Origin of the sequence: Halorubrum sp. Ib24, assembly GCF_002252745.1 — an archaeon.
Taxonomy (GTDB): domain Archaea; phylum Halobacteriota; class Halobacteria; order Halobacteriales; family Haloferacaceae; genus Halorubrum.
In genome coordinates this window covers 1-14,830 of the sequence record NZ_NHOX01000027.1, presented here as the reverse complement: position 1 = coordinate 14,830, position 14,830 = coordinate 1, and the positions used below count along the sequence as shown (strand labels likewise).

General features: G+C 54.4%; 6 protein-coding genes and 1 pseudogene. 2 read left to right on the top strand and 5 right to left on the bottom strand.

The genetic code is table 11. The annotated features are described in order from the left end of the window. Nucleotides 1-37: 37 nt before the first annotated feature. A complete protein-coding gene (locus DJ82_RS06655) occupies nucleotides 38-1,081 on the bottom strand; it encodes a transcription initiation factor IIB family protein (protein WP_094581366.1) in 1,044 nt (347 codons plus the stop codon). A gap of 215 nt (nucleotides 1,082-1,296) precedes the next feature. On the opposite strand from DJ82_RS06655, the gene DJ82_RS14445 reads away from it, so the two are divergent. Together DJ82_RS14445 and DJ82_RS06645 are read left to right on the top strand one after the other, a co-directional pair. Then, nucleotides 1,297-2,196, top strand: coding sequence for a DUF5821 family protein (locus DJ82_RS14445; protein ID WP_143420507.1), 900 nt, complete (start codon nucleotides 1,297-1,299; stop codon nucleotides 2,194-2,196). A gap of 547 nt (nucleotides 2,197-2,743) precedes the next feature. Continuing rightward, the gene (locus DJ82_RS06645; RefSeq protein WP_094581365.1) at nucleotides 2,744-3,988 is read left to right on the top strand and encodes a transcription initiation factor IIB family protein; all 1,245 of its coding nucleotides are present in this window, start codon (nucleotides 2,744-2,746) and stop codon (nucleotides 3,986-3,988) included. Between the two features lie 6 nt (nucleotides 3,989-3,994). On the opposite strand, the gene DJ82_RS06640 is transcribed toward DJ82_RS06645, so the two are convergent. The 4 genes and pseudogenes from DJ82_RS06640 to DJ82_RS14440 form a co-directional block, all read right to left on the bottom strand. Further along, nucleotides 3,995-9,463, bottom strand: a complete 5,469-nt coding sequence (locus DJ82_RS06640) for a pentapeptide repeat-containing protein (protein WP_094581364.1) — start codon at nucleotides 9,461-9,463, stop codon at nucleotides 3,995-3,997. A 1,055-nt stretch (nucleotides 9,464-10,518) separates the two neighbouring features. After that, a complete protein-coding gene (locus DJ82_RS06635; protein ID WP_094581363.1) occupies nucleotides 10,519-11,163 on the bottom strand; it encodes a hypothetical protein in 645 nt (214 codons plus the stop codon). Nucleotides 11,164-11,460: 297 nt separating this feature from the next. Further along, nucleotides 11,461-11,672 (bottom strand): annotated as a pseudogene (locus DJ82_RS15570) (hypothetical protein); the annotation flags it as partial. Between the two features lie 1,860 nt (nucleotides 11,673-13,532). Further along, on the bottom strand, nucleotides 13,533-13,946 hold the full coding sequence (locus tag DJ82_RS14440; RefSeq protein ID WP_143420506.1) for a hypothetical protein: 414 nt from the start codon (nucleotides 13,944-13,946) through the stop codon (nucleotides 13,533-13,535). Nucleotides 13,947-14,830: the final 884 nt, after the last annotated feature.

The following is a 14,830-nucleotide window of genomic DNA, read 5'->3' as shown; positions in this document are numbered from 1 at the left end:
GGCGTTCCCGGACGGTGTATAAACACTCATTCTGCGCTTACTCTTGGTCGGGCTTACTCGTTTGCTTGGCATGCTTGACCCGGAAATTTTTCAGTTCGACTTGGCTCAAGACGGACCGTAACTGTCGCGCTCGTGTGGAGATCTCCTCCGAGTCTTCGTCGGTGTACTGAGACAGCGTCTTGAGCTTGATATCCCCATTCATCAATCGACTTGCACGCCGGAGCGCTGCAAGTCCCCACAGCGTCGCCTCCTCGTCAACGGGGTACTCGTCCGTCCGTGCGTTTTCGATCAGCAGTTCCGCGAGTTCTCTGGTTACCGAGGTGACCTCGCTCGCATCAGCGACATGGTCGATAACTGCGATCGGGTCAGCCGGGAGCGGTTCAGCTTGTCGCAACCCGGCTCGTTGTTCTTGATACCGGTTTCTGATCGTTACTTCGGAGACGTTCGCTATGCGGCTGATATCCTGTTGCGTCCGTTTCTCGCCGACGTCGAGACACGCGTTGTACACGGCGGCAGCGGCCCAGCCGGACGGGCTTTTCCCGCTGGATAACCCTGACTTTTCGGTGATTTCGATGATCTCCCGTGCTCGCTTGTTGACTGCGTCAGTCACGTCGAGCGCGCCGCAGTACCGGTCCACGTACTGTTCGCTGCCGAAGAACGCTGACGGGTCAAGCCCGACAGTACTAGCAATATCTTTCGACCGCCGAAGCAGTGCTTTCCGCGTGACAACGGTCTCGTCAGCAGCGACGAAGTCCGTCGGATCTAACGGGACTTCCGTGACTTTGACTGCGCAGTACAAACACGATGCGGCGATTAATTCGAGCGCGGTCCCGATGAGGTCTCCGCGCTGGTTGCGATACTGATCGCGCAGGGATTTCGCAAGCTCAACTGTCGCTGCAGGGATCTCCAGCTCGGCTGCTAACTGGTCGGTCCGATCATCAACGATCGCTGTTTGCCGCTCAGCAGATACCGACTGTCCGAACGTGATGTTCTGCTCAATCTCTGCTGAAGATGTGGAATCGACATCACTGAGAACATCTGAGAGAATATCGTCAATTTCCTCAATAAACTCATCACTCATGTCTGGTATACATACTGATGTGAGTCAATAATGGTATCGACTCACCCATGTCCCCTGGTTTCTGACATGCTCAGAGCTACTAGTTGCAAGCTGGGTTGGTCGTGACATCTTGACTCTTCTATTTTTCTTTCCATGTTTAGAATGGCGCTGTCATTCGTCTCCCATGGGTCCAATAGAGCATTTTATACAGTTACGTTGAGGTATTGTTATTCACTATGGATACGATATCAGTCGACGGATCAGACGGGGTGAAAATAGTGATCTCGAATGACATTTCTGTGGCAGAATTTGCTGAGTGGCTTATTACGTCTGATTTGAGCGGCATGGAGATTTTGGTGTCGAAGACAACTGCTGATAATCTTAGAAGGTCATTTCCTTTAAATTCGAAGCTTAAAGAGATACTTGAACAACACAACGCGACCCTCTACTTGACTGAGGAGCCCTCGTTACCAACTACTGTTATCGACGGGAACCAAGCACACTACTATGTTCGAATGGGTAGTGTTAGGAGGTTCGTTAAGCTCTCTGATGACGAGATCGGATCAATTCTCACTGACGAGTTCGAATCACTTCTTGAATCTGCATCTCGTGTTGATATAGATACTCCTGTTTGGTCAGAACTTCTCGCAAAACTCGAATCTATTGTCGGCTTGCAAACCCGTTCCGAATTTGAACATCTTATTGAAGCGGCCAAACTTGAGGAGATGGATTCACTTGATGCTGTGTCGGTGGCACTAATAGCTGCGGCCCAGAGTGGAGCTCTCAGTTACGATTTAGGAAAGTGGGCCGAGGAGACGGGTGTCGCAAGCAAGGCAACTATTTCGAGGCGGAAAACGGCGTTAGAAACAGATGGTGTAATCTATACGGAAAAGGTCCCAGTTGAGGTCGGTCGTCCGAGACAGAGACTCCTTTTAGCCGACGATATTAGTGCTGTACGTATTGATACCGCCGAGGTTGATGTATCTCGAAAAAAACCTACTGAACCGCAACTAGCGGAGGATAAATCAGATCCAACTACTGTGTCTGAGCAGGGAAATCAAAAGCAAGAATCCGATCAAGATGAGATAATATCTATAATCGAACAAGAAATTCAAAACGTTATCAGCTCAGAGTGATACAATATTCTCGTAAATCGTTGAAGATTGGCGTGGAGTTACCTGTCCCAGTTGATTCAAGCTCGTTGATCGCGTCCAGGGCAATCCCACGTAATTGAGTTAATCACCGTACTCGTGTCACTTACTGTGGATTTTAATGAAGTCAAACATCTCTATATTTGGAATTCTCTCGTGAGTCAGTACAGCTCAGATACGCCACCAACCGCTTGCTCTAACCGCCACGTGTTGCTCAACACCTTGCTTTTGTTGTCGGTGCCGCCGGTGGTGAGGATTTTGAGGTGGTAGAGTTGGTATTTGAATTGGAAGTGGATCCCGGATTTGTAGATTGTCGAGTAACCGAGCAGGGACTGGTCAATATCTCCGTCTGCGATGAGAATGTCCTCTCGTCGACTGTGGGTTAAGAACACTTTGACGGCGAATGGTTGGTTGGTGGATGTGGCTTCACACGGGGCGTCAACGCGTGTTGTGTCATGGGTTGGATGGTGATCGGTTGGAAACTGGTTAGCGAAACGCACAACAGGGAGGCTGTCGTCTTCCAGAGTATCGAATGGATCTTTTGCCGTCAACTGTCGCTAACGGGGACCGTCTCACGCTCCGTATCACGCGTACTGCTGAGGGGCGAATAGTTCCGTCGGATAGCGAGTGCCGGTTGTTTGTCTCTGGAGACACAAACGAGCTTGAGGAGATCTTGGGAACGAGGGAATGGGTTGAGGCTGACGTGACGGTGACGTCGTGTAAGTGGGCTGCTGGTGACGGGTCGGACATGTTGTTCGTCTCTCTTAACGGGCTTGAGCCGATTGAAAATCCTGGAGATGCATTGAGTACTGGTGCTGAATCGTCAGAAGTTGCGGCGACACCTGATACATCGACGGAGTCTGAGGGTGGTGAGGCAAAGTCACGTGATTCTTCAAAGGCTGATCGGCCGTCACAGTGTGTGGGGTCGTCTACAGATGCGGTCGATGAGGACACAGAGACTCCTGGTGAGACACTCGGTGGTGAGAACGAGCCGGGGAGTAGTGTTGAGTCATCGGCTGCTGATACGGATATTGAGGATGTGCCTCCGGCGAGTGTCGATGAGGCGGCTGCGGTTTCGGACGGTAAGCACAGAGAGATCGATTGGGACGGAGATGCGCCGCTCGACACGGATTTGCTGCAGCGGATCGTAAACGGCGGGTACCGTGTGCCGACCGCGGAGGAACATGTTGAGTTGGATCACGGTGAGCGGACGGCGATCGAGATTACCACGGCGCTTGTCGATCTTGCGAATAATCTGACTGTGTCAGCTGCGGTGTGTTACTGTGCTGGGGAGTTGTATGCGGACGCGATGCAGCATGATTTGATTCGCGGGAAATCAAAGCTCGTGACGGCGGCGGCGTCAGTGCGACTGGCTACGTTGATTGAGGAGGAGCATCGCCCGTTGGCTGCGATCGAAGCGGCGTCAGATGGCGAGGTGTCGACGAAAGAGATCGCGGATAAAGAGCGGCGAATGGTTGCTGAACTCGGTCTCGATCCGACGCTTATGCTTATTCCGCCGCAAAAGTACATCCCGTACTTGATTCATGCGCTCGGTGTTGAACCGAGTGCGTCGATTGTGTCGGATGCGCGGGAGATTGCCGTTCAAGCGTCTAGTACTGGGAGCGGGTCGAGTCCGTTGTCGACGGCCGCCGCGGCGGTGTACGCTGCTGGATTACACCACGAAAACGAGAAGTTCACGCAACAGCAGGTTGCGGAGGCTGCGAACACGTCGGAAGTGACGATTCGGAATAATTACAAGGAACTGTCGAACCCGTAGGAGAGTTCAGCGGTCGATTGACTGTGTGAGGGCGTAAAGGTACAACGCGATGAGGAAGGCGCCAAAGAAGCCTTCGACCGCGCCGAGGAACCGCGTCCAGATTGAGGTGACGCTCACCCCGCCGAACACGAGTGTGGTGAAAGCTTCAAAGCTGAGCAGCCACGGGCCGAGTGGATGTGTGTACAGGGCACTGTGGTTGCCTCCGACGCTCGGGGCGACGAACGGGACGGTTGCGAATACGGCGCCGAAGATGCCGATGACGGCGAAGGATGTGCCGACGACGCGCATGGGTGACTGTCCGTAGTTTGCCGTGTGACGAAGCACTCGATTTCCGACCCAGCGACGTCTCCGGTTGGCTTCGCGGTGGGTGCGTCCGCGGTGTCGTAACTCGCGGACGAAGAACGTGCCTTCAGAGAGTGAATCCCCGACTTGGGCGGCGCCGTTTTTTGCGTTGAGATACGTGGTTTCTAACTGTGATGCCGTCGGGGTGGCGGCGTCGCCAGTGTACACTTCGAGGCGAGCGTTGGGATCTCGTAACGTGGTGTGCTCGGCGAATTCGAACCCGTCGAAACGGGTTTCGACGAGCCGGAACGCGCTGTAATCAGGAGGGTGTTCATCGGGGCCGCGGATCCTGATGGGACCGAGTGTTGCTTTGGTGAGGTTGTAGGTGACGCCGGCGTCGGCGGCGTGAACGATTTCGCCGCCGGTCAGTGTTGCGCCGTAACAGTTGATTTCGACGTCCTTACCGTGTGCGTGGGTGAAATGCGGGGCTGCGAGTGTGGCATCGCAGAATGTGGCGCCAGCGACGAACGTGGTACGGTCGAAGTACACGGCGGCGGTAAATGCGGCGTCGTCAAACGATGCGGGTTCCTCGAACGTCGCTGCGGTCAGTGTTGTGACGTCCTCGAAGTGTGCTTCAGTGAAACTGGCAGTGCCGCCGACACGCATGTCGGTGAATGTGCAGCGGTCGGTGACCGTCGCGCCCGTCATGTCAAAATCATCGGTGACGGTCACGTCGTTGAACGTTGCCGGTCCGTTCAGTTCAAGCGTAGTGAACGTTGCTGTGCCGCCTGTCACGGTTATCTCGTTGAAATCGGCGCTTTCGTCGATCGTTGCTTCGTCGAACACGCAGCCTTCCTCCAATGTCGCGTCGGCGAATGACACCGTTTCGTGGAAGGTTGCGCGGTCGAATCGACACTGGCCGGTGACCGTGGTGTCGTCGAATGTGGCTGTGCCATCGACTGAGATTCGCGTTGCAGACAGCGTTCCGGAGACTGTTGCACCGGCGGTGCGTATCGAGGCGTCGAATTGCGTATCATCGAAGACGAGTCGGCCGGCAACGGTGATGTTCTCGAATGACGCGTTATGCTCGAAGACGGCTTGCGTGAACGTCACTGCGTCTCCGACCGCTGCATCGTCGAAGTTAGCGGTCTCGTGAAACGCGGTGGTGTCAGCGTCGAGGCGGGCATCGATCGTGGCGTGGAAGAACTGAGCTGCTTCGTCGAATTCAGCACCGGCGAAGACTGCGTCTCCGCCGCATTCGATCCCGTCGCGGCGCGCGGGGCCGCTGACGCGAGCCTGTTCGAAGCTAAGATTCCCAGTGATTGATGCGCCGATGAACCGTGCGGCCGCGTGGAAGCGCGCGTCCTCGAACGAGACGTCGGCTTGGTTTTGCTGGTCAATCTGTGTGAACCGAGCGACATCGCCGAACGTCGCTGCGGTGAACGAGACCGTGTCGGTGATCGTTGATCCTGCGAGGGTTACTTCGCCGTCGAACGCGGCGTTGTCACCTGTTAGTGGGCCGTGACTGTCGATCGCTTCGAGGTTGGTGTCACCGGTGACGCGGGCGTCTCGCAGGTCGATACCGGCTTCGAAGCGCGTGTCGGTGAGTGCGAGTTGCCCGGTGACGGTCGCGTGTCGGGCGGTGCAACGGCCTTGGACGGCCTCGACTCCTTGTAGCGAGATTTGGTCGGTGCAGGTGATTGCAGTGAGTGAGAGCGCGCCGTCGAGAACGCCGTCAAGGTCAAGTCGGCCGTTTACGGTTGAGTCGGTAAACGCCAGGTCTGCGCGGACGGTCACGGAGTCGAACTCGATGTCACCGTGGAAGGTACATGTTGAGAAACTGCACTCGTCGGCGAACCCGGCGTCTTCGATTTTGACTGGGCGGTGGAAAATAGAGTGTGAGATACTGCAGGCGCCGTGCACTGTTGCTGGGGTTGCGCTCGGTCCTGGACTGTCACCGAGGAGTCGCACGTTATCTTCGAAGGTGACGTCCGTGAGTGATAGGTGTCCGAACGTGGTAGCTGTGAATCGGGTTTGCCCGGTTACTGTGACGTGTGACCAGTCGAACTGGTCGATGCGTGACCGTGCGCACTCCACGATGTTTTGACAAGTGCTGTCTGTAAGTGCGACGGTGGTGAGACTGGCATCCGTTATTTCAAATGGACCAGCGAGCGTTGATCGGCGGACAGTGAGGGCTTCTGTTACGGTGGTGTTTCGGAGTCCAAACAGTTGGTTGAATCGTGATTGATTGACGGATACGTCGCTGTGGAATGTTGCACCGTCGAATCGGCATTCGAGCGTGAACGTGGTTCGGTTGAGTCTGAGGTCTTGGTGAAATGTTGTTTCGTACCCGGTTGCGTGGCCGGATACCGTGCAGTTCGAAAAATGAACTGGAGCGGTGAATGTCGCTTCACCGAGCGCGAATCCGTGGTCGAACTCGGATTGTGAGATCGTGGTTTTCCCGGTGAAGTGACCGTGCCCGAAGCGCGGTCGACCGGATAACGTTGAGCGTTTGATCGTGACTGTCCCGTCGACAGTGGCGTGGACGAGCGACAGTTGGTCGTCGAGTTGTGCGTTGTCGAGGTAGATGGCGCCGTCGATGGTCGACCTGTCGAACCGGATTGGTTGTTGTATCCGTGTATCGGTGATGGAGACTCGATCGATCGTCGCGTGTTGAAGATCGATTGGATAGCGGTGCGATGATGTGAGGTCGTGTCCGGATGTCGTGATCGCGGTCAGTGAGGCGCCGTAGAATTGCAGGTCGTAGCGCGTGACTGCTTCTTCAAGCGTTTCGTAGAACCGTTTTCGTTCGAGCGTCTCGTCCGTCGCGCTACGTGGGGTGTGAAAGATACAGGTCTCGTTGCCGTCTTCGCAGTCGTGCGGACAGTACCACTTCCCACCGTACAGTGATCGCCGGTGGACGTTACTCGTCCGGTCGTCTCCGGCGGCACACCACGCATCGATATCGAGGACGAAACCACACTGGTTCTCGTCACGATCGATGATCGATGCGGCGCCGCTGTCACGCAGCTCAGTTCCCGCTGGGGGTGTTTCAGTCGGTGAATCTGAAAAGGCGACCTCGTCGGTGATGCCGAACGTGTGGGTGGTGTCGGCGGTGCGTTCGTCCGTCACTGCGTTACGATCGGTTCCTGGTGCATGGACTGTCTCGCCGTCGACAACGGCCTCGTCGTCCCCCCAGATAATCACGCTGGCTGCGATCCGCTGGATGCGCCGCGTGATTCGTGTTCGCAGTGCTGGACCGACCCCGTGAACGCGTAGTCGGACGTGTGAACCCTCAAGTGCGAGGTCATCAAGCCGGTCCCACACATCGTCATACGCCGGTGATTCTCGGAATTCGAGTGTTCGGGTTACCACGGACGGTCCAGAGAGATCCCGCTCGTCCACCGCCGGTACACCGGTGGAATCGAACGATATCACGGTGTAACCACCGGAATGCCACTGGTCAGCGAAGCAATCCTGATCGAGCGGCGGCGCTAGATCGCCGCTGTACGCGAGCACCCGATCGCCGTCTAGTTGGTGATTCGGGGCTCCACTTCCCAATAGTAACGCGGCGGTCTCGTCACCGATCAGGGGCCCGATTTGTGTCAAGTTCCAGTCAGCGGTGTCGGCCGGACCGGGGGGGCTCACGGTGGCCGTGGACGCGATGACCCCGAACCCGTGATCGTTGTCCGGCTGTATCTGAACGAGGTCCTGATGGAAGGTATCTGCTGCTGCACCGTAGATCGATAGCGGACCTACATCGGTTGCAGTCGGTGTGAGTCGATGGAGGAGGCCGTCGTCCTCAAGCGTTGTAACCGCCTCATTTTCGGTGGGTAGTGTGTACAGTAACGGAATGTCTGCGGCAGCGAGACGGGATAGCTGGGTGTGGCACCGCTCGATCACGGACTCTGAAGGGTCAGGTACAAAGAGCCGTCCGGTCAGCACTACCGCGTTGACGCCCGCCTCGATGGCTGTCGTAACGACGTTTTCAAACGCCGTTCCGATCCGCCCGGACGTTGCGTCAGTAAGTGGTTCCCGGCCGAGATCGACGGTGCCGAGATGAACCAGCGAACCGGTCGTTGACGTGTTCGCTGCCGTTTCTCCCTCCGGTGTATTTTGCTCGCCACTGGTTTCGCCGACTGTTTCAGCGGTCTCGGCACCTGCTCCGATCTCCGATGTGGCCACATCAAGCAGAGCATCGATAGAGTGGTTCCGCGGCACTTCCGTGACACCAGGTGGAAGGTCCCGATCGCCGTCCCACGACCAGGCACGAGCGTCGAACGCGCCAGCCGTTTCGAACAGCGACTCGATGGTCTGCCGGTCGGTGTGATCGTCAGTGTAGATCGTTACGACCGCCCCAGCCACGTCGAACTGATCGAGGTCGCTGCCGATCTGATCTATCGATGAGCCTGGCGGGAGCGAGACGCAGAACGTTTGGAACGGTCGAACGTCTAGTGCGTGTGTTTGGGTAGTGATTCCCGTGCTGGTGACGTAGAATTCCGCGACGACAGGGGTGTCCGTTCGATAGCTTCGCGTAGTACGTTCTGTCGCCCCGGTGTAGTGTGCTGAGAGTACCTCGTCATCATACTTGGTTGTGTAGTGGGAGTGCCCGAGCAATGCGAGATCGAACGACACGTTCGAGTCGCGTTGGAGCGCGTACAGCGTTGTCTCGCTGTACTCCGGGCGTCGGGGTGGCGTGACCGACTGGTGAAGCGCTAAGATCGGGGTGGTGTCGGTTCCTGGCAAGTCGAATGTGAGGTCGGGTGACTCCCACCACTCGTTGTCGTGGTAGTCTAACCCGTATAGACTCACATTCCTACAGGCTCTCGGCTCCCGGCCGAGGTGGAGTCCGAGGTCAGCGGCGACAAGTGACTCTGCCCAGCCTTGCGGGTGCCCTGCTGGCGTGATATCGTGGTTTCCAAGAACAAAATAAAACGAGATGCCGGCGGCGGATAGTTCTTCTAACGACGAAATAACGCTCTGTGGTAACTCTCCGTTAGGGGCCGATTCGTGTGTGATATCGCCGGTGTGAACGACACCGTCAACATCCTGGTCGATCGCTATATCGATCGCTTCGATGAACGCCTGCTCGAAGTCTTCCGCTCGACGTGTTTGTCCGTAAGCGACGTAGCCGAGATGAGTATCGCTGATATGCAGAAGCTTCGTTTCATCTTGTTCCTGAACTCCGACCATCTGGATGTAAGCAAACAAACATTCACTCTAGTAATAAGTTTCGTACTCGACATACCCTGAAGCGATATCAAACGCCGGCTGTGATCGGTATTGCTCTTGACGCAACCGCGAAGTCTCAAATCATAAAGAAAATAAACGTCGGCGGTTCACTCTCGGTACGCATCATTCAGCGACGTTTGAACTATATGAGTACCGCAGTATCGACCGCTTCCGAGGGAACGGTACTGGGATCTGAGCACTTCGTTTGTCATCTGAGTAGCACCGTTTTGATGTATAAGCTGTTCAGCAGTACCATCGTAGTATTGAATTGCGAATATTTCGTATATATCTGGAAGTTTTTTTGATCATAAATAGTGATTTAAAATACGAATTAGAGGCTGAATCATTATATCACCGCGCGACATCAACCGGTAACTCTAACGGCCACTTGTTACTCAGTAGCTTGATTTTTTATCATCTGTACCACCGATAGTGAGGATTCCGCGTTTGTAGAGCTGGTATTTGATTCGGAAGTGCATGCTGGGGTTATACACTTGGATCGGTCGGCATGGACTCGCTGAAGTCGCCGTCTGTGGTGAGCACGTCTTTGCGGCGCTGCCGAGTGATGACCACTTTGATAAAGAGTGGTTAGTTGATGTGTATGTGGTTTGGAGTGTTACGTCGGCGAGTGTCGCGTTACGGGTTCTCTGTTGGTGGAGGCGTTTGGGCACGGTGATGATCAGCCGAGCCGGCTGGTATTGGATGGCGACTGAGCATGCGAGCTGTGCCCATCGCAGGGCGAGCTCGGTGAACCGTGTTCGACTACCGGTCTAGGTGTCGAACTCGGCAAGTGCAGCCGTGACACTGCCGTGCTGGTCGCGGGCGAAGCGAACGACTTCTGCGCCAAGGTGGGCGAGGGTGTCACCGAATCACTGGTTGATTTTGAATCTATATGTTCGTTTCTATCGTTCCAGATACAATGGTGTGTGTCCGGAACTGTAGAACGAAACCACCGAGCCCGCCCAGATGTACAAGTTTGCCACGCTTGCCGGGTGGAGTGCCTGTCAGTAGACGGGTTATTGGAACCCGATTGGTCGAGCATCTTCTTTGGTCTGGGTTGCTGAAGGGGAGGTGTGATCTTCGTTGTCATCGTTCAGCGGGGGGATGGTGGATGAGAGGAGTTCGGCGACGGTCATTTTTGTTTGCCTGATCTGGTCTATTGCGTCGCGGTATTCCGGGTGTCCGAAGTCTGTGCGTTGCGGGAACACGCGGTCGCGGACTAAAACGCCGTTCCAACGATTCTGTTCGCCGTATTCGAGTCGAATCACGTCTGGTGAGCCGGGGCCGAGTTCGTCTGTGACCGTAGTTTTGAATTCGTTTTCGTGCTCTTCGGCGACTTGCAGATCCGTTTGGATCGTCTGGTTGATTACCTGTTCTTGTTGGTCGCTCGCTAGCGAGACGAAATTGACGTCGGCGCGTTCAGAGAGTTCGTCTGCGGTGTACTGGGATTGTAGTCGGGAGACGAATGTGTATGGACACCCGATGGTGAACCGCGGTTCGTTCGGGACAGCGCGGAACATAACGTAGTGGCCGTCGGCGAACACGTCCAGTCCGTGCCGGGCGTTGTCGTCGTCGCTGGGGTAGGTGTTCTCATCAATTTCGTCTCCATTCGCGTGGGCTGCCGATGCTAACGTCCCAATCGCATCATACAGATCAGACATCAGTGTACCCGTATCTACCAGATACCGTGACAAGAAATTAGTGACTGTCAGGAACCACCAATTGCGAAGTATGTCTGTTCATCGAGCTATTATTCACCGTCTCAAGTTGCCGGCCTTACGCTGTGAGATCGGCCGCCTCAGGAATTGTGTCAAGCTTTTGCTCTGGGGATTTGCTGATTCAGTGCTTGATAACACGGCCGTCGACCTGGTGGAAGAGCGGAGGTATTGTCGCCGACAGACCCAAACACGAGTGATCACTCGGTAGCGGCAGCAACGACAACTGCGGGAGTAGGCGAGATCACCGGCAGTCCACTCGACAGCCACGGTTGTACCGGCAGCCGGATAACCGAGTGACAGCGTTTCTTCACTAGTCGGTCAGTCTCATCGACGGGTTGGGTCGGTGCGGGATCACCACCGATCAACACCTGGAAGGCGTCAACGTTGCGACGAACCTCATCGACGTATCGGAGCGTCGTTTCTGATCCATCGTCCTCGTCGATGACAAATCCGACTTCGTACGGTGCTACATACCGGGTTATTCCCGGGTAAAAATTCAAAACGCGTCAATTTGGTGAGCCACGCATGCGCCTCGTCCTCGGTTGAGCGTGATCCCGTGTGGGAGGCGCGTAGTTGAACAACAGTTAGAAATCGTAATTTCTGAAATTGTGAGTTCTATCTGCGTGGAGCGAGGATTAACAGTTCCGAACGATTCGTTGATCGGGACGCCGAACTCGATCAACTCATGGCCTGTAGACACAGTGGTGGAAGCGGGCGAAATATCGATGTCAGAATCTCTCAGTTAGTCAGTGTTATTTGCGTCAGTCTCGGGGCAAGAATACCTGCCACCGTCGCAGGCGTCAGAACACTCCACCCAAACGAGAGCGATGAATCGAGCCTTGAAAACGTAGCTCTAAGCGCTCAACTCTGATTCAGAGGTCTCGAAGAGGTATTGAGGATCGGTTCAGACTGCTCTTCGTCCTCGACAGCACTTAGCAGCTGCTTCGCTTGTCGGAGTGGCAGTCTTTCCCCGATGGGTCATCAGCCTCTAACGCTTCGTTGAGATACGTGTCCACGCGGTTGCGTTCTATTTCATCGCTTCGTAATCGGGCGGTTTGATAAAATGACTCACTTCGAATCGTTTCGAGTAAATATCATTTAGTGTATATATGACAACTTATACAGGATTAGATCCTAAGCTAAGCTTCAGCGTTCAACAAATAATTCGACGAGGTGTATGCTATGGGCGTGTATTCTCGGCTCCTTTGAGATCTTATTCTTCTGGGTATGTCTTCATCTGTCTGGTCGATGAGTACTAAATGTGTCAGGGCAAAAATCCGTATAAATTTTATGGATGCATTCATAAGTATTAATGTAGGGAAGCTACCAGAACGGCGGCTTGTTCGAACGGAACTATTTTTATGAATCCGAACGAATATAATGAGATACCGGTGTCCAGACTGTAAGGAACAAACCTAAGCCCGCAGCACAGGCGGATTGGAATGGTGGACGGTAGTTCCAAATGGACATTATTTCTATGGAGCGATGTACCTATTCAGGAAAATATCGGTGTCCCGACTGTAAAGACACGAACCTGACCCCTCAAACGGATGGAATTGAGGACGGTGGGCGGTGTTCGAACGGACACTACTTCTACGAACCGGGTACCTATTCAGGAAAGTACCGGTGTCCCGACTGTAAGGATACAAACCTGACCCCTCAAACGGATGGAATTGAGAGCGGCGGGCGATGTTCGAACGGACACTACTTCTACGAGCCAGGTACCTATTCAGGAAAGTACCGGTGTCCTGATTGTAAAGACACCAGCCTAACTCCACGTACTGACGGAATTGAGAATGGCGGACGGTGTTCTAATGGACATTATTTCTATGAACCGGGTACCTATTCAGGAAAGTACCGGTGTCCTGACTGTAAGGACACGGCACTTACCCCAGAGACAGGAGGGATCGAGAACGGTGGACGGTGCTCAAACGGCCATGAATTCAACTCTCCGAGCACATACAGTGGGAAGTACCGATGCCCAGACTGTAAGGATACAAATTTAACCCCTCAATAAATACTAACGTTACTGATTCTATATTATTTTAGCATTATATGTAGTTACTTAGGTTGACTGCGACTGGGCCAAGAAATTATAATTTGAGTATTACAACAGAGACAGCCACTTATTTGTGTGTACGGGAACTGATAATGAGTTAGATCGGATCCTAAACGGTAGGAAACTAGAAAGATTGCCCGAAGTATGGGATTAATGCGCCACCAATAACGATGGCTAAGAACACAGCGAGAACAATTAAGGATTGAAAGAGTTGTATTTCAACTGACCCATACAAGTTCTTATTAATTGGATATTATCCGGTTGCTACGGTAAGTGCTGACCCCAACGCGATATCATATGGCGCAGCCAGATACGTCGCTATCAGTGCTGCTGTCTCTACAGGAACACGCGGCAACACTGTCGAATCCACCCCGTCACTTTCACCGTACGTGTCCGGCCGTGAGGGATTCTCAACAAGCGACGCTAGCCGTTCGCTTACAACCCGATGCTGATCAACACGGAGCGTAATCGTTGTTGGTGTGTCGTCGAACTGCTCTTGATACCACCCGACAAGCTCCGGTAACCCGGTCCCTAAGAACTCTCCCGTGATTTGTATATGCGTCGGTGCCGACTCCCAGGGCGTCTCCCAATGTAGCTCCCACTCCTGTGTGTCGACAGCGTTGACAGCGTATTCGGTAAACCCGAGCTCGGACGGGTCATGATACACCTCCCCTGCTGGTGCGTTTCTTGGTTCAACAAGCCGTCCCGGTCTCAACCGTGGCGTATCTCGGTCGCTCTCACTCGGTGATACTCCGTCAGCAGCCAAATTAACGTGCCCACGACGCTCAACCAACTCCTGAATGTATGCTCCATAGTTTCTCGTCGGATCTTGATAGAACGCAATACAATCACTCCCACTTTGGATATTGTATAACTCAAATGGACGTAGTCGGTCCGTCAGCCCACTCCAAATCGCTTCCCGGTGTGCGAACTCACCGCCTGAACTGAACCATCTCCCTGGCGTCGCAAACGGCGAATCTGTAATGATATGACTGCCACGAGGCGGTTCACTGCGAGCCGTCACCACCGCATCCACATCATACTCGTCGATATACGCCTGCACATCTTGCTCAGAAAGCGTTCCGTACGCCCACAAGTTCCAGCGTGCCCCACCACTACCCGACGACCACACATCTGACGTCGTCACACTCATGCCAGCCTGTTCAAGCGCACCAGCAAGCTGCAGCCCACGCCGCTTCTGCTCATCGTCTCGCAACACCTCAATCTGATACTGCGTCCCGTCCAACGCAACTTGATGTAACTGCACTTCACTCTCAATATCCGTGGGTGGCATCGGTGTACACCCATCACTCCCGAGACACCCCGCCAACCCGAACACTCCCGCACTCACGCCAGCAAGCAACGCCCGCCGAGAACTATCCATACATAATCACCTATCTACCACTATACACCAGCAGTGTATTGTCTGCTTGGGAACAAATACACACCCTGATCACTCACTCTCATCAGACCCACCACTACCAGTCTCGGCGTCGGCGGTGTTGAGATAAGGTCGAAGGGTGAGGCGGTCAAAAGATCGAGTGGTCTATG

Coding starts and splice junctions, on each gene's coding strand:
- DJ82_RS14445 (WP_143420507.1), top strand. CDS start 1,297: ATGGATACGATATCAGTCGACGGATCAGACGGGGTGAAAATAGTGATC.
- DJ82_RS06635 (WP_094581363.1), bottom strand. CDS start 11,163: ATGTCTGATCTGTATGATGCGATTGGGACGTTAGCATCGGCAGCCCAC.
- DJ82_RS06640 (WP_094581364.1), bottom strand. CDS start 9,463: ATGGTCGGAGTTCAGGAACAAGATGAAACGAAGCTTCTGCATATCAGC.
- DJ82_RS06645 (WP_094581365.1), top strand. CDS start 2,744: ATGGATCTTTTGCCGTCAACTGTCGCTAACGGGGACCGTCTCACGCTC.
- DJ82_RS06655 (WP_094581366.1), bottom strand. CDS start 1,081: ATGAGTGATGAGTTTATTGAGGAAATTGACGATATTCTCTCAGATGTT.